11 protein-coding genes and 1 pseudogene are annotated in these 14,931 nt (G+C 72.8%); 3 read left to right on the forward strand and 9 right to left on the reverse strand.

Features of this window, described 5'->3' with window-relative positions; genetic code table 11:
• Positions 1-41: 41 nt before the first annotated feature.
• Positions 42-1,619 carry a hypothetical protein gene (locus tag AB0C35_RS41255; protein WP_358468434.1) on the forward strand — a complete coding sequence of 526 codons (1,578 nt, stop codon included), beginning with the start codon at positions 42-44 and terminating at the stop codon, positions 1,617-1,619.
• A gap of 96 nt (positions 1,620-1,715) precedes the next feature.
• Here AB0C35_RS41255 and AB0C35_RS41260 read toward each other — a convergent pair whose 3' ends face one another.
• From AB0C35_RS41260 to AB0C35_RS41290, 7 genes are all read right to left on the reverse strand, one after another.
• Positions 1,716-2,702: a hypothetical protein gene (locus AB0C35_RS41260; RefSeq protein ID WP_358468437.1), complete on the reverse strand. Its 987-nt coding sequence runs from the start codon at positions 2,700-2,702 to the stop codon at positions 1,716-1,718.
• Positions 2,699-5,146, reverse strand: a complete 2,448-nt coding sequence (locus tag AB0C35_RS41265) for an SMC family ATPase (RefSeq protein ID WP_358468440.1) — start codon at positions 5,144-5,146, stop codon at positions 2,699-2,701. Before AB0C35_RS41265 ends, AB0C35_RS41260 begins: the two co-directional genes overlap by 4 nt.
• On the reverse strand, positions 5,146-6,318 hold the full coding sequence (gene sbcD / locus AB0C35_RS41270) for an exonuclease subunit SbcD (RefSeq protein ID WP_358468442.1): 1,173 nt from the start codon (positions 6,316-6,318) through the stop codon (positions 5,146-5,148). Before sbcD ends, AB0C35_RS41265 begins: the two co-directional genes overlap by 1 nt.
• A 17-nt stretch (positions 6,319-6,335) precedes the next feature.
• Complete coding sequence (locus AB0C35_RS41275; RefSeq protein ID WP_358468445.1) at positions 6,336-8,072, reverse strand: ATP-binding protein; 1,737 nt, start codon at positions 8,070-8,072, stop codon at positions 6,336-6,338.
• Positions 8,073-8,246: 174 nt separating this feature from the next.
• The gene (locus AB0C35_RS41280; RefSeq protein WP_358468448.1) at positions 8,247-9,266 is read right to left on the reverse strand and encodes an oxidoreductase family protein; all 1,020 of its coding nucleotides are present in this window, start codon (positions 9,264-9,266) and stop codon (positions 8,247-8,249) included.
• Complete coding sequence (locus tag AB0C35_RS41285; protein ID WP_358468451.1) at positions 9,263-10,339, reverse strand: TIGR03857 family LLM class F420-dependent oxidoreductase; 1,077 nt, start codon at positions 10,337-10,339, stop codon at positions 9,263-9,265. The genes AB0C35_RS41280 and AB0C35_RS41285 overlap by 4 nt, the downstream gene beginning before the upstream one ends.
• 78 nt (positions 10,340-10,417) lie before the next feature.
• Complete coding sequence (locus AB0C35_RS41290) at positions 10,418-11,053, reverse strand: TetR/AcrR family transcriptional regulator (RefSeq protein WP_358468454.1); 636 nt, start codon at positions 11,051-11,053, stop codon at positions 10,418-10,420.
• Positions 11,054-11,196: 143 nt separating this feature from the next.
• On the opposite strand from AB0C35_RS41290, the gene AB0C35_RS41295 reads away from it, so the two are divergent.
• Together AB0C35_RS41295 and AB0C35_RS41300 are read left to right on the forward strand one after the other, a co-directional pair.
• Positions 11,197-12,288, forward strand: a complete 1,092-nt coding sequence (locus AB0C35_RS41295) for a hypothetical protein (RefSeq protein WP_358468457.1) — start codon at positions 11,197-11,199, stop codon at positions 12,286-12,288.
• A 39-nt stretch (positions 12,289-12,327) separates the two neighbouring features.
• A complete protein-coding gene (locus AB0C35_RS41300) occupies positions 12,328-14,112 on the forward strand; it encodes an FAD-dependent oxidoreductase (RefSeq protein ID WP_358468460.1) in 1,785 nt (594 codons plus the stop codon).
• An 18-nt stretch (positions 14,113-14,130) separates the two neighbouring features.
• Here the strand turns inward: AB0C35_RS41300 and AB0C35_RS41305 are convergent, their stop codons facing one another.
• Together AB0C35_RS41305 and AB0C35_RS41310 are read right to left on the reverse strand one after the other, a co-directional pair.
• Positions 14,131-14,703, reverse strand: coding sequence for a GNAT family N-acetyltransferase (locus tag AB0C35_RS41305; protein WP_358468463.1), 573 nt, complete (start codon positions 14,701-14,703; stop codon positions 14,131-14,133).
• A 9-nt stretch (positions 14,704-14,712) separates the two neighbouring features.
• Positions 14,713-14,931 (reverse strand): annotated as a pseudogene (locus tag AB0C35_RS41310) (hypothetical protein); the annotation flags it as partial.

Genomic DNA, 14,931 nt, shown 5'->3' on the forward strand with positions numbered 1-14,931 from the left:
GCGAGGATGGGCCCGACTCGCCGACCCCCGGAGGGCGCCCCGTGCCGGATTCGCTGATCGTCGATCGCGTTCTCGGCGACCGTCCCTTCGCCGAGATCGGTTTTCCGTCGGTGGCGGCCGTCGGCGAGCGGAGGGGGCTCGTCGTCGCCGGCGGCGCGGTCGGCCCTCCCGGGTGGCAGCCCGGCGTCCTCACCAGCGGGCGGAGTACCCACCGCATCGGGGTCTACGGCCTGGACGACCTGCGCTGCCGGTTCCTCCTGCCGTCGCGGTGGCCGGTCAACACCATCGCGTTCCATCCGGTGCTGCCGCTGGCGGCCATCGGTACCGGAGACTACGACGGCGGCTTCTTCTACAAAGGCGAGCTGCTCCTGCTCGACCTGCTCTCGGGTGAGGCCGTCTCCGCCTTCGCCTCGGAGAGGGAGGTCCGGTCCGCGCGGTGGCGGAACGAACACCGCCTCGACCTCGTCCTCGCCGCGGTCGACGATGAGAGCGGCGAGCACGACACCTGGGGTTTCGCTCCGTCCATCGCCCGTGACGACTGGGCGGCCACGCCCGCGAAGGCGGTCGGCCCGGCCGAGCTGGCCGGAGACCGCGTGCCGTCGGTGCCCCCGGGCGCTCCGGAGGCGGCACTGCGCACCCTGGAATCGCTCAGCGCCGCGTGCCGGAACGTGACATTCACGCCGCGCCGCCAGGTCCGGGCGGTGGAGCCGCTGCGCGACGGCCGGGTCCTGGCCGCGCTGGACGGCGTGCGGCTGGAGTCGTGGCTGCCGTCCGGCCGGCGGGAGTGGGCGGCGCCGGTGCCCGGTGGCGGTGGCAGGCGGATCGTGGTCACCCCGGACCAGCGGGCCGCCTGGGTGGAGGTCCAGTGGGCGCCCGGCTGGGACGGGCCCCGGGTGCGGTACCGGCCGAACGGCGCCGAACGCCTGTCGCTCCAGAACGGCGAGGTCCTGCGTCCCGCCGGTTCGCAGACCCCTGTCGCGGTGACCGGGAGGCAGGACGGCTGGGTGATGCTGCTGGACACCCGGCACGCCCCCACCGAGGCCGCCACCACCCTGGTGTCCCCTGACCAGCAGGAGTCGGCGCCCCTCGACCTGGGAGGGTACGAGTTCGACAACACCACCTTCGTCATCCGCCGAAGCCCGGAGCTGCTGTTCCTGCAGCCCACACCGCACGGCGCGTGGATCGCGGCCGTGGAGCCTTCCGGCGCGGTCCAGCCGCTGTTCCCCCTGGACTGGGACACCGGACGCGGTACCCGGTTCTCCGGCGGACCCGGCGTCCGGCTGCAGGACGCGCTGGTCCATGCCGGCGCCGTCCGCCGCCCAGGTCCGCACCCGCGGGTCGAGGCGTTCGTGGCGCGGCGGCAGGCGGACGGCGAGCCCGGATGGGTCTTCGCATGCGAAGCCGTCATCACGGCGATGGACGCCGCCGGGGACACCGTCCTGGCGGCGCTGGACTCGGGCGAGGTCGTCGCCTTGGGCGCCGCGGACGGCAGGCCCCGCTGGAGACGGTCGCTCACCGTCCACGGCATGCCCGCGTCCGGGACATCGCTGGCGATACCGGAGGACGGCCGTGTCCTCATCGGCACCGCGGACGGACGCGTCCTCGACGCCCGGTACTGAACCCGTCGCCCGAAGCGGCCTCGGCGGCGGCGTGGGTCGTCACAGTTTGTCGTCACAGGTCAGAGCCAGCCGAATATCGCGGCCGCGTCCGGTGGATCAGCCGCCGCGGGGCCGCGTGGCCGTCCGGAGCGCGCGGTAGAGCAGGCCGGGGTCGCCCAGCCGGTGCCGGAGAACCTTCTCCAGGCCGCCGATCGGGACGAGGTTCTGCGGGGCGCGCGGATCCTTGTAGCCGATCCCGGCCAGCCCCGGGATGATCGCCGCGCTGTGGTCGGCGAGCTCGGTCACCGCGTCCCGGGACAGGTCGGCGGCGGCCTCGCAGCGGGCGATGCCCGCCCATGGTGCGGTGGACGGGGTCGGCAGCCGCAGATACCAGGAGTGCCGCGCCCAGCTCGTCGTCATGAGGAAGACGGGCGTGCGCTGGCCCGGCCGCAGCGCCGTGAGGACGGCCGTCTGCGGGTCGGCCAGGTAGGCGGCATGGTGGGTCTTGACGTAGCCGATGGTGCGCGGCAGGTGGGCGCGGCCGCGCAGGGGGCCGTCCACGATGAGCAGGTCGTCGGGGCCGGACGCCGTCCGGTACCGGGTGGCGAGGGTCACCTCCAGGTCGCTGAGCTGCCCCTGGAGCGCGAGGGACAGCTGCTCGGCGGTGCCGCCGCGGGCCCGCGCCGCGACGTACGTGCCCGCCCAGGTGGCCAGGTCGGCGGCGTGCGGAGACGGGGTGAACAGCGAGCGGCGCACGTCCACCTCGGCGAGTTCGGCGAGCCCGCCGGGCGCGCAGCGCACCAGGCCGGCGGCGCAGGACGCGGCGATGCCGGGGGCGGGCATGCCCCCGGACGGGTCGCCGACCCACACCCGCGCCTCGACGCGGCGGACCCCGTCCGCCACGATCAGCCCGCCGGGCGGCGGCCCCGCCGCGGCCGGGGACACCGGCCGCCAGCGGTCCGGCGGCAGCTCCACCTCGAGGTCGAGCTTGACGGACGAGGGGTCCAGCTCGCCGATCGCCTCGGCGGTCAGCGAGGTGGCGTACCCCGGGTCCCAGGGGTCGACGGTGATGGCGGCGGTCGCGGCCGGCGGTGCCGTGGTCACGTGGCCTTCTTCTCCAGATGCGAGCCGGTGTTGTCGCGGGACACGTCGAAGCGGACGGGGACGCGCTCGGCGAGCGCCGGAACGTGGGTCACGATGCCGACCATACGATCGCCCCCTGACGTCAGGCGTTCGAGCGTCGTCGCGACCGTGTCGAGGGTGACGGGGTCGAGGGTGCCGAAGCCCTCGTCCAGGAAGATCGAGTCCAGGCTCCGGGCCGCGCCGCCGCCGAACCGCGCGACCTGGTCCGACAGCGCCAGGGCGAGCGCGAGCGACGCCTGGAACGTCTCGCCGCCCGACAGCGTCCGGACGCTGCGCCGCAGCCCCGCCTCCGCGTAGTCGATCACCTCGATGGCGTTCTTGCCGTCGAGGACGAGTTCGAACTGGCCGTCCGACAGTTCCCGCAGCGTCCCGGACGCGGTGTCGACGAGCAGCGCCAGGGCCTCGCCGCACAGCCAGTTCTCGAAGTTGTTGGCCCGCAGGTGCCGGGCCAGTTCGCCCGCGACCCGGGCGTCCTGCCCTCGGCGGCGGATCTCCTCGCCCAGTTCGGCGGCCAGCCTGCGGTCCCGGCGGATGCGCTCCAGCCGGTTCCCGGCCTGGTTGCGGGCGTTCAGGACGGCTTCGCGGACCGTGTCGGGCTCGATGGGCGCGGGCACGGCGATCGCGTGGGCGTCCAGTTCGGCGGCGAGCGCCTCGTGTCCCTCGTCCCTCCGCCGGCGCAGGTCGCTCAGCATGGTCTTCATCGCCTCGGCGGCCCGTCTCCGGCGGCCCGTCTCCACGTCGCGCCAGGCGAGGAGGGCCGTCCAGGCGGCGTGCAGGTCGGTGCGGTCGACCGACGGGGCGCCGAGCGCGACCACGGTGTCGCGGGCGCGGTCCAGCTCGGTGAGCGCCCTGTCGGCCTCGCGGTTCAGTTCGGCGCGCCCGTCTTCTGCCTTGGCCAGTTCGGCTCGGGCGGTGAGCAGGGCCTGCCGTGCTCTGGTCGCTTCTTGGCCTGCCAGGTCGATGGCGTCGCGGCGGCGCTGCGCGTCGTCGAGGTCGGGGTGGGCGCGGATGCGCTCGGCCTCGGCGTCGCGTTGCCGCCCGAGAGCGGCGAGGTCTGCTTCCCGCCTCGACAGTTGCCGCTCCGACTCTTGAAGTCTCGCCTGTGCGTCGTCGAGTTCCCGCTTGCGGGCCTGAACGTTCCGGTCCGCCGCGCCGAGTGCGGGCGGGGCGTGGTGCTCGGGCAGGTGGGTGACGTCCCGCCGGCAGACCGGGCAGGGTTCGCCGACGGAGAGCCGCCGGGCGAGATCGGCGGCGGTGTCGGCGTCGCGGACGCGCTGCCGCTCGGCCTCGGCCTGTTCGAGGTTCGCGCGGGCGACGGCGAGGTCCGCGCCGGTGTCGTCCACCTCTCGGCGCGCCTCCTCCACACCGGTCCGGGCGGTCGCGATCTCGCCGGTGAGGCGGGCGTGCTCGCGATGGGCGCTGATCGCCAGGTCGAGGACGGTCTTGTCGCCGAGGTCGGCGAGCCTGTCGCGGGCTTCGGACTCGGCCTCTTCGTGCCGGGTCACCTCCTGGGCGAGCCGCTCGGCCGCGTCCTTCGCGGCCTTCAGGTCGTCGGCGAGGGTGGGGACGTCCTCGGGCATGGCGAGCGCGGTCAGGGCGGCGAGCGAACGTGCCGCCTCGGTGGCCTCGGCCTCCCGTTCCCGAATGCCCGCGTCGATGCGGTGGAGATCGTCGAGTGCCGAACGGGCCTCCTCGGCGAGGGCGTGCAGGCGCTCCAGCCGCCGCGCGGCCTCGTTCTCGGCGGCCTCGTCGGCCTCGGTGAGCTTGTCGCGCTGGACCTGCGCCGCCTGCGCGTGGGCCGCGGCGGCCTTGGCCTCATCGTTCGCCCGCCGCATGATGACCTCGAAGGTCTTCGCGTCGAGGAGCTGGACGAGGAGGTCCTGCCGCTTGCTCGGTTCGGCTTGCAGGAAGTCCGCGAAGCGTCCCTGCGGGAGGACGACGCACTGCGTGAAGAACTTGTACTCGAGCCCGGTGATGCGCTGCACGGCGGCCGTCACCCCGTCGCCGTCGGCGACCGTCCGGACCTGGGCCGCCAGGAGTTCCTCGATGCCGCCTGCGGGGTCGACGGACGGGTCGAGCTCGTCCAGCCGCGCCTCCTTCGTCGTCACCGCGCCGCGGGCGCCGCGGGCCAGCGCGCGGACGACCCCGTAGCGGCGGCCCGCCGACTCGAAGACGAGCGCGACCTTGCCGGAGTTGACCGACGGCGCCAGCGCCAGCCGGATCACGTTCTCCTTGCCCCAGCGCGGCACCGACCCGTACAGCGCGAAGCAGATCGCGTCGATGACGGTGCTCTTGCCCGATCCGGTGGGGCCGACCAGGACGAAGTAGTCGACGTCGTGCATGGCGACCGAGGTCGGCGTCCGGTAGCTGCAGAAGTTGTCCATGTGGACGCACAGCGGCCGCATCAGCCGTCCCCTTCTTGCCCGTCGATTTCGTCGTACAGCCGGTCGAACAACGCCTCGACCTTCTCGTCCTCGTGGCCCTGCTGCTCGAGGTAGGTGCGGAACAGCCGGCGCGGCGTCGGGGCGTCCTGCCCCGCGACGGTCATGCTCCGCGGCGCGGAGGTGGGGCGGAACGCCTCGTCGATGTCGACGGTCAGCGCGTTCGGGAGTAGCTCCCGCACGTCGTCGGCGAGCCCGGCGCGCGGCTTCTCCGCGACCACGACGCGCAGCCACGCGTCCCCGAGACCGTCCGCCATCGCCTCCAGCGCGCCGAGGGAGCCGGTGACCGTGCGCAGGATGCGGGCGCCCTTCAGCGTCACCTCCCGCACGTCGGCGGGACGTCCCGGCGCGACGTCGACGACCAGCGCGCCCGGCGTGTTCTGCTCCTCCCCGAAGTCGACGGCGATCGGGGAGCCGCTGTACCAGATGGGGCAGGGGCCCGGCATCCGCTGCCGCCGGTGCAGGTGGCCGAGCGCGGCGTAGTGGGCGGTCGGCGGGAACGCCGACGACTCGAAGTAGTAGGAGAAGATCGTCTGCGCCTCGCGTTCGCCGCCGCCGAGCCTGCCGCCCGGCAGCGTCCCGTGCGCCGCGATCAGGTTCACGGTGTCGGCGCTGAACCCTTCGGTGAGCGCCGCGGCGAGCTGCCCGAACCGGTGGGCGTAGTCGCGGTTGTGCTGGTCGGGCGTGCCGGTCAGCGCCTCCAGGGCCCGGACGACGTAACGCTGCGACAGGAACGGCATGGCGGCGAGCCTGACCGGCTCCCCGGTGCGGGCCGTCCACGACAGCAGCCCGCCCGCGCCCGGGCGCCGGAACCTCCCGACGACGCGGATGCCGAGCTGCCGCAGCACCGGCCGGTACACGTCGTCCAGCAGGCGCGGATCGTCGTGGTTGCCCGCGAGGACGACGACCTCGCGGCCGCCCTCCTGGAGCGCCAGCAGCGTCTTCATCACCAGGGCCTGCGACGGCGGCGTCGGGACCGCGCCGTCGAAGACGTCCCCCGCGACGATGACCGCGTCGACATCCTCCTCCCGCGCGACGTCGACCAGCTCGCCCAGCACCGACGCGTGCTCCTCGAACCGCGACCGGCCCCGGAGCACCTTGCCGACGTGCCAGTCGGCGGTGTGCAGGAACTTCATCGTTCGCTCCCGGTGGATCAGAAGGGGGGTACTTCGTCGTCGTCCTCGCCGAGGCCCTCGAACGGGTCGCGGGACGGCCCGGAACGCGCCGCGGCACGCGGGACCGCCTCGGCGGGACGCGTCGCCCAGGCGGGGAACGGGAACTCCACGGCCAGCGGCACCGGCAGCTCCGGCTGCCCCACGAACATCGTCCCGGGCTTGGCGATCGTGGCCCGCGCCCGCGCGGCCGGCGGCAGCCAGCCGTACTCGCCCCGCGTCGCCTCCGCCGCGTCCAGCCTGCCCGCCACCCGCACCGCGCAGTTCGCGACGATGCGGCGCTCGACCTCCGACGCCGTCTGCTGCGCCCCGATGAGGATCACCCCGAGCGAACGGCCCCGCTCGGCGACGTCCAGCAGGATCTCCTTGATCGGGGAGTCGCCCTCGCGCGGCGCGTACTTGTTCAGCTCGTCCAGGACCACGAACAGCAGCGGCCTCGCGCTGCCGGTGCTCTCCTTGCGCGCGAACTCGCCGCGCAGCACCACCCCGACGACGAACCGCTGGGCGCGCTCGGGCAGGTTGTGCAGGTCCACCACGGTGACCTGCGCATCGGTCTCGATCGACCGGCCGCTCCTCGCCGGCAGGTCGCCCCGCACGATCGGCGACAGCGGACGCACCGACGAACGGAGCCGCCGCAGGAACGCGTTGACGGTGCCGAGCCCCATCAGCTGCGCGCCCCAGGCGCGGCGGGTGTCCTCGTCCGTCAGCGTCTCCTCGATGAACCGCACCAGATCCTCATAGGTGCGGCAGACCTGGCCGCCGTCCCCCAGCCGGACCGCCCCGCCGCCTCCGACGGGCTCGGCGTCCCGGGCGAGCCTCGCGGCGACCTGCCCGATCAGGATCGTGTACTGCGCCCGCTCGTCCTCGGTGTCGGCGAACACGTAACGCAGCAGTTCCTCTTCGCAGAACTCGGCGAGCGTCCAGTAGAAGGGGCTGACGTCCTGGGTGCGGGCCGTGACGTGGGGCGTCCCGTTGGGGTCGCCCGGCCTGGGCGGCGCGAACACGTGCACGCTGCCGAACGGCCCCGGCTGCAACCCCAGCCGCCGGTACGCGGCCCGCGCGTTCTCGTCCAGGCGGTTGTTGGCGTGGTCGAGGAAGAGCAGATCCTCGCCCTTCACCGAGAAGATCAGCGCCTTCGTGTTGTGCGCCTCCGCGCCGAGCGCCCCCGAATTGAAGATCGAGTAGAGCAGGAACGTGGCGAACGACGTCTTGGTCGCCACGCCCGAGATCCCGGAGATGGAGACGTGCGCGCCGCGCGTCCCGTCCAGGAACTCCAGGTTCACGTGGATGGGCTCCCCGTCGCGCCCGAGCCCGACCGGGATCCGCCGCTCCATCACGTCGAAGTACAGCGCCCGCTCCCGGTCCAGCGCGCCCGCCCGCCGCGCCTCGGTGCCGGGCAGCGGCGGCACGTACACCTCGGGCTCGACCCGCGTCACCGTGACCTCGGCCGACTCGACCACCGCCGCGGGCAGCACCCCCTGGGCGATGAGGAACACGTCCGAGTCGTAGGCGGCGCCCTCATGCCTGGCCTCCACGTTCGTGACGACCCCGGCGATCAGCACCTCGCCCCGCCCCGGCACCTCCCGCCGCGCGGCGATCACCTCGTCCAACTGGACGACCGTCCCGGGCTCCAGCCCCACCCAGAACGACAGCGGCGTCGCCGACTGCGTCCCCAGCACCCGCCCGACGACCGGCCCGCGCTCAGCGGTTTCACCCATACACCCCACCCAGACCACATGAATCCCACCAGCTCACCGCAGGCTATACACACCCTCCGACCACCGGAGAACCTTCACGAAGACCACAATCCGCCAGCCACCGCCAGGCTTCACCGAGACACGGCCCGGCACCGGCGGGCCGTTTCTGGGCGCTGGCCCGGTGGCGCAGGGGCTCTAGTTCAAGGTGTCGAGGTCGCGGATCGTGGTGCAGGCTCGGGTGGCCATGGTGAGGAACATGGCGTCGCCGCGTTCGGTGGGGGTGCCGTAGGCGCAGCCCAGGACGGTGATGAGGGGGGCCTGCAGGAGGGCGAAGCGGTAGTCGTCCCAGCAGAGGCCCAGGGGGTAGTCGGTGACGCCGTGGGTGAGGAGGGCGTCGTGGTAGCGGGCGACCAGGTCGCGTTCGTGGGTGCGGCGGTCCTCGGTGGTGAGGCTGGTGGCCAGGAAGTACGACAGGTCGCGGGCGGGGAGGCCGATGGTGAGGGTCTGCCAGTCGACGGTGGTCGCGGTGGTGTCGTCCGGGGGGAACAGCAGGTTGTCCAGGCGGTAGTCGCCGTGGACGAGGCCGAAGCGTTCGGGGCGGGCCAGGAGCCAGGGGCCGATGGTCTCGGTGGTCCGGCGCAGGGTGTCCCGGTCGGCGGGGTGGAGGCGGTCGGCGAAGCGGTCGATGAACGTTTCGACGGCGGGGGCGTAGACCTCGGCGAGGGTGGAGGCGTCGGTCTCGGTGTTGTGGTGCAGGCCGTCGATGGCCAGGAGGGTTTCGTCGCACCAGCGGGGACCGTGGAGGCCGGCCAGGGCGCGCATGCACGTGTGGGCCTGCCGGGGTGAGCAGCCGGTCAGCTGGTCGCCTTGGGCGGCCGGGGAGAGATCCTCCAGGAGGAGGACGAAGTTGGAGGTCTCGGGGTCGATGGCGGCGTGGTGGCAGTGCGGGGTGCGGATCGTGACCGTTTCGGCGATCTCGCGGTAGAAGAGCAGTTCGGTGCGGTAGGCGCCGCCGAGGAGGGCGCGGGCGGCGGGGTCGGCGGCGGGGAGTTTGGCGATCAGGCGGGCGGGGGCCTCGCCGGTCAGGGTGACGCGGAAGCAGGAGCCGATCTGGCCGGTGCCGACGGGCTCCAGGTCGACCCGGTCGATTCTCGTGTTCAGGACTTCGGTGAGCCACGCCGGGGTCAGGTCCTCCGGGCCGGCGATGATCTTCACGAGCGGCCCGGGTTGCGGGGGTGGGCGGCGCGGCCGGGTGGGCGGACGCGGCGGTAGGCGTCGAGGATCGGGGCGAGTTCGGCGGGGGTCGCGCCGTGCAGGATGACGCCGTCGGCGCCCGCGGTGAACTGGTCGACGACGCGGGCGGCGCACCGGTCGGGGGTCCCGGTCGCGGACGCGGTGAGCCATTCGTCCGGGATCAGGCCGGCCACGTTGAGCAGGTCCTCGGTCGTGCCGATCGCGTCGAAGGCGCCGGGGTAGCCGGTGACGAGGTCGTCGGCGCGGAAGCGGGCCAGGACGCCGGGGTCCCAGCCGTTGACGCGTACCAGGAGGTCGCCGTACCCCTGCAGGTAGGTGGCGAGGCGGCCGACGAGTTTGCGCAGGCGCAGCTCCTCGTCGAGGTGGTCGCCGACCGTGGCCAGGACGGACCAGACGCGGACGGACGCGGGGTCGCGGCCGGCTTCGAGCGCCCCGCGGCGGATGGTCGCGACGGACTTGGCGAGGGTCTCGTCGGTGAAGAAGGTGTGCAGGACGACGCCGTCGGCGACGCGGCCGGCGAACTCCAGGGTCCGCTCCCCCATCGCGGTCAGGATGATCGGGATGTCCTCGTCGAAGGACGGGTCCTGGAGGAGGTAGGGGAAGTTCCCGGCGGGGCCGTCGTGCCCGGCCACCGCCTCGCCGCGCCACAGGCGGCGCAGGATGCCGGTGACGTCTTCAAGCTGCGCGGTGGTGACGCGGGGCAGGCCCATGACGTCGAAGAGCATGTCGAAGCCGCGGCCGAGGCCGAGCGCGAAGCGGCCGCCGGACAGGCGGTGCATGGTCGTCGCGAAGGTGGCGGTCAGCAGTGGGTGCCGGGTGTTGTGGTTGGTGGCGGCGGTCGCGATGCCGATCCGCTCGCTGACGGCGGCCGCCGCGCCGGACAGGGCGGCCGCCTCCTTGGTCGCGAACCGCTCGGAGAGGAAGACCGAGCCGAGGCCCAGGCGTTCGCCCTCGGCGACCTCGGCGAGCAGGTCGCGGGGTGTGGCCGAATGCCCGGCCAGACCGTAGAAGCCCAGTTCAGGAAGGTCGTCCATGGGCTGTTCCTTGGATCAGGGGGCGTCGGCCCGGCCGCTTCGCGAATAAGCGGACTTTAGTCTGGACAGTTGTCCAGATCAAGGTGGGGGCGGGGGCGCGCCGTAGACCGTGAGCCAGATCGAGCGGGCCAGGGTGCGGGCGATCCGCTCGTCGCCCGGGCCCTCGTCATGGCGGCAGTGCGCCTGAATGGTCCGTTCCACCATCCAGATCAGCACCAGCGCGGTGGTCGGGACGTCCATGCCGGGGTCGACGGTGCCGGCGCGCCGCTCGGCGTCGAGCCGGTCCTGCACGACCTCGGTGAACCGCCGCATCCGGTCGCGCCAGAAGGCCGCGACGTCGGGGTCGTACCCGGCGACCTCGGACAGGGCGTCCAGGACGCGGCGGTGCTCGCGGTAGGCGGCGATCATCTGCCGCATGGCGTGCGCGACGCCGTCGACGCCCCCGGAGTGGTCGGCCCGCCACCAGATCACGGCCTCGCCGAACAGCGCCTCGACCGCCTGCTCCGCGAGCGCGATGAGCAGCAGGCTCTTGTCGGGGAAGTGCAGGTAGAAGGTGGACCTGGCCACGTCGGCGCGCTCGGCGATGCGCTGGACGGGCAGTTCGGTGTACGGGGTCCCGTCGGCCATCATCTCCGCGGCGGTCCGCAGCACGCGCTGCCGGACGTCCTCGCGCCGTTCACGGACCTTCCGGCGCGGCCGCGTGGTGGATGCCATGGCGGCAGCGTACCCTGCACCGGCCGCCATCGGACAGTGTGTCGACACAGTGCTTGACAGCGTCCGGCGACCGAATCACACTCGGTCCACGGCTCCACACCAGGGGCCGGACGTCACGGGGGGCTCGGCCAAGGAGGCTCAACGTGGTACGTCACGGCACCCCCCGCCGGCACCTCGCCGTCCTGTTCGCACTGGTGCTGGCCGTCACGGCGCTGGTCGCGGTCACAGCCAGTCCCACGCGCGCCGGGACCGGGGACGATCCCGGCTCCTGGATCCCGCGCACCGACATCACGCGCTCGGACCTGACGCAGGTGCCCGGCAAGCTCGCCGAGCCGAGCGACGACGGGCCGCATCCCGGGTCCGCCACCGAGTGGTGGTACACGCACGTCATGGACCCCGCGACCGGACGGACGTTCATCGCGATGCTCTTCACCGCGCCGGTCCCCATAGCGGTGATCTTCTGGTACCCGGAGAACGGGCGGAAGACGGTGCTGCCGGAGCCGGCCTTCGACGTGACGGCCGCCGACGGCCCGGTCGTGCGCAGCAGCGCCGGCGACCTCGTCTACGACGAGGAGCGCGGCGCCTACCACCTGACGTGGCACGGCCTCTTCGCCAAGGCCGACATCTGGTTCGACAACGCGCTGCCAGGGGTGACCGGGGGCCCGATCCGCTATGACGGCGGCCAGACGATGTACTGGACGTCGCCCGTGGCCACGAGCCATGTGGACGGTTGGCTCCAGCCTCCCGGGGCGTCGTCCCCCATCAACGTGGACGGGTGGCGCGGCTACCACGACCACAACTGGGGCGACTTCAACGTGCTCGACCAGCGCTACTCCGGCTGGGAATGGGGCGTCTCCCACGAGCCGGACGGCACGGCCACCCTGCTCGGCGGCGTGGTGAAGGGCGACGGGACGTGGCAGGGCGTGGTGGGCCGGGTGACGCACCGCGAGACCTACGGCTGCATGAGCACGATCAAGCTGTCGGACTGGCGGGTGTCCGGCCTGTTCTCCTATCCGGAGACGACCACGCTGACCTGCGAATCGTCCCTGCTCGCGACGCCGGAGGGCCTCATCGGGAAACGGCCGGGGCTCAAGCGCAGCTTCCACGTCGTCGACCCGTTCATCCTGGACGTCGGCCTGCTCGCGCTGCCCGAGTCGGTCGGCCGCACCGTCCCCGGCTCGATCGGCCTCATCGAGCACATCCGGACGCTGAAGGCGCGGCTCCCGCGCTCCTGACCCCCCGCTCGCACTCCATCACCCCAGAGGACGGCGACCATGCCCGATGAGCACCCGACACATGGCGGCGACGCGGCGATCTCGCGGCGGCGGATGCTGTACGGAACGGCCGCCGTGGGCGCGGCGACGCTGCTGCCCGCCGCGTCGGCGCACGCGGCGCCGGGGCGGAAGCGGACGGTGGCGGTGCTGGGCGGCGGCATGTCCGGCCTGGCCGCCGCGCAGGAACTGGTGGAACGGGGCTTCGACGTCACCGTCTTCGAACGCAAGGCGCTCGGAGGGAAGGCGCGGAGCATCCCGGTCGAGGGCACCGGCAAGGGCGGCCGGAAGGATCTGCAGGGCGAGCACGGTTTCCGGTTCTTCCCCGGCTTCTACCGCAACGTCCCCGACTCGATGCGGCGGATCCCGTTCCCGGGCAACGCGAACGGCGTCCACGACAACATGTTCCCGCTGTCGTCGACGCGGATCTCCCGCAACGGCGGCCGCTCCGACATCATCGTTCCCGAGTTCACCGCCCCGGACGGCGGCGGCCTGGACCTCGGCCTGCTCACGGAGACGCTGAAGGGCCTCATGGAGCAGGCGGCCGCCCTCCCCCCGGACGAGATCGCCCTGTTCGTCAACCGCTTCATCGTCTACGCGACCAGCAGCGACGAGCGGCGCCTGGGGCAGTGGGAACACGTCACGTGGTGGGACTACGTGCGAGCGGAGGGCAAGTCCGAGGACTACCGGGCGATCGTGGCGCGGTTCCTGACGCGCGGTCTCGTCGCCGTCAAGGAGAAGGTCGCCAGCACCAGGACGGTCGGCGCCATGGGCCAGGCGTTCCTGCTGTCGGGCATCGGCCTCGGCGCCGACGGCGGCCTGGCCCGGATGCTCAACGCGCCGACGAACGAGGCGTGGATCGACCCCTGGGTGCGTCACCTGCGTGACCGCGGGGTGCGGTTCGAGGTCGGGCAGACGGCCGAGGCCCTGGAGATCGCGTCCGGGCGGGTCCAGTCCGTCCGGCTGGTGGACGCCGCGGGCCGCCGCCGCGTCCACGAAGCCGACTGGTTCGTCAGCGCGATGCCGGTCGAGCGGGCGCGGGCGCTGCTGTCCCCCGCCGTCCTGGCCCTGGACCCGGGTCTGGAGTCGTTGAAGGACCTGCACACCGAGTGGATGAACGGCCTGCAGTTCTTCCTGCGCCGCACCCCCGACGGCATCCCGCAGGAGGTCAACTTCATGGACTCGCCGTGGCAGCTCACCGCCGTCCTGCAGAGCCGCCTGTGGGACCGCGACATCCCGGGCGAGTACGGCGACGGGAACGTCGCCGACTGCCTGTCCCTGGACATCTCCGACTGGGACACCCCGGGCATCGTCCACGGCAAGCCCGCCAAGAGGTGCACCCCCGCCCAGATCGCCGAGGAGGCGTGGGCGCAGATGAAGGACCACCTTGAGGACACGGGCCGCTCCGTCCTGCCCGGCGACCTCGTGCACTCGTGGTTCCTCGACCCGGCGATCAGCTGGGACCGCTCCGCCGGGCGCAACGCCAACGACGAGCCCCTCATGGTCAACACGGTCGGGAGCTGGGCGAAGCGGCCGCATCCCCGCACGAGGATCCCGAACCTGTTCATGGCGGGCGACTATGTCCGGACCGGCGTCGACCTCGCCACCATGGAGGGCGCCAACGAGTCCGGGCGGGCCGCGGTCAACGCGCTGCTGGACGCGGCCGACTCCCCCGCCGAGCCGGTTCGGGTGTGGCCGCTGTACCAGCCGCCGGAGCTGGACGGCCTCAAGGAACTCGACGCCCGCCGCTTCCGCGAGGGCCGGCCCAACCTGTTCGACACGATGTGACCCGCGACGGTAGACGGCTCAAATGGCGGTGAAACGGGCCGGGTCGGTGAGGGCGGTGGCGGTTGTGCGCCACAGGACGTGGCGTTTCAGGCGGTGTCCGTCGTCGACGAGGGGATGGTCGAAGTCGCCGGCGGGATCGTGAGTCATGCCGATGCGTTTCATGACGGCCTGTGATTTCAGATTGGCGGTGCTGGTGAACGAGACCACCTCGTCGAGATGGAAGTCGTCGAACCCGGCGCGCAGGGCGCGGCGGGCCGCCTCGGTGGCGTAGCCGTGGCCCCAGGCGGAGCGGGCGAGCCGCCAGCCGATCTCCACGGCGGGGACGAAGGGCGCCTGGAAACGCACAACGGTCAGGCCGGTGAATCCGATGAACCGGCCCGTCTGCGCGACCTCCAGGGCCCAGAGACCGAAACCGTCCTCTTCGAAATCGGTCTCGATCCGGTCGATGAGCGCGTCGCTTTCACGGCGGGTCAATGGAGCCGGAAAATGCTCCATGACCTCGGGATCGGCGTTGAGCGCGGCGAAAGGCTCCCGGTCGCCGTCTTTCCAGCGACGCAGGAGTAGCCGGTCGGTCCGCAGCGTCGAAGGCACTGCCCGACCTTACGTGGTGACGATGTAGTCGGCGAGGTGCTGGCCGGTGAGGGTGGTGCGGTCGGCGACCAGGTCGGCGGGAGTGCCCTGGAAGACGATCTGGCCGCCGTCGTGGCCGGCGCCGGGGCCCAGGTCGATGATCCAGTCCGCGTGCGCCATCACCGCCTGGTGATGCTCGATCACGATCACCGACTTGCCCGAGTCGACCAGCCGGTCCAGCAACCCCAG

Origin of the sequence: Spirillospora sp. NPDC048819, from assembly GCF_040650055.1 — a bacterium.
Lineage (GTDB): Bacteria > Actinomycetota > Actinomycetes > Streptosporangiales > Streptosporangiaceae > Spirillospora.

What these genes read in the sequence shown, in the direction of transcription:
- sbcD (WP_358468442.1), bottom strand. Translation starts at nt 6,318, where the DNA reads ATGAAGTTCCTGCACACCGCCGACTGGCACGTCGGCAAGGTGCTCCGG.
- AB0C35_RS41265 (WP_358468440.1), bottom strand. Translation starts at nt 5,146, where the DNA reads ATGCGGCCGCTGTGCGTCCACATGGACAACTTCTGCAGCTACCGGACG.
- AB0C35_RS41285 (WP_358468451.1), bottom strand. Translation starts at nt 10,339, where the DNA reads ATGGACGACCTTCCTGAACTGGGCTTCTACGGTCTGGCCGGGCATTCG.
- AB0C35_RS41290 (WP_358468454.1), bottom strand. Translation starts at nt 11,053, where the DNA reads ATGGCATCCACCACGCGGCCGCGCCGGAAGGTCCGTGAACGGCGCGAG.
- AB0C35_RS41300 (WP_358468460.1), top strand. Translation starts at nt 12,328, where the DNA reads ATGCCCGATGAGCACCCGACACATGGCGGCGACGCGGCGATCTCGCGG.
- AB0C35_RS41275 (WP_358468445.1), bottom strand. Translation starts at nt 8,072, where the DNA reads ATGGGTGAAACCGCTGAGCGCGGGCCGGTCGTCGGGCGGGTGCTGGGG.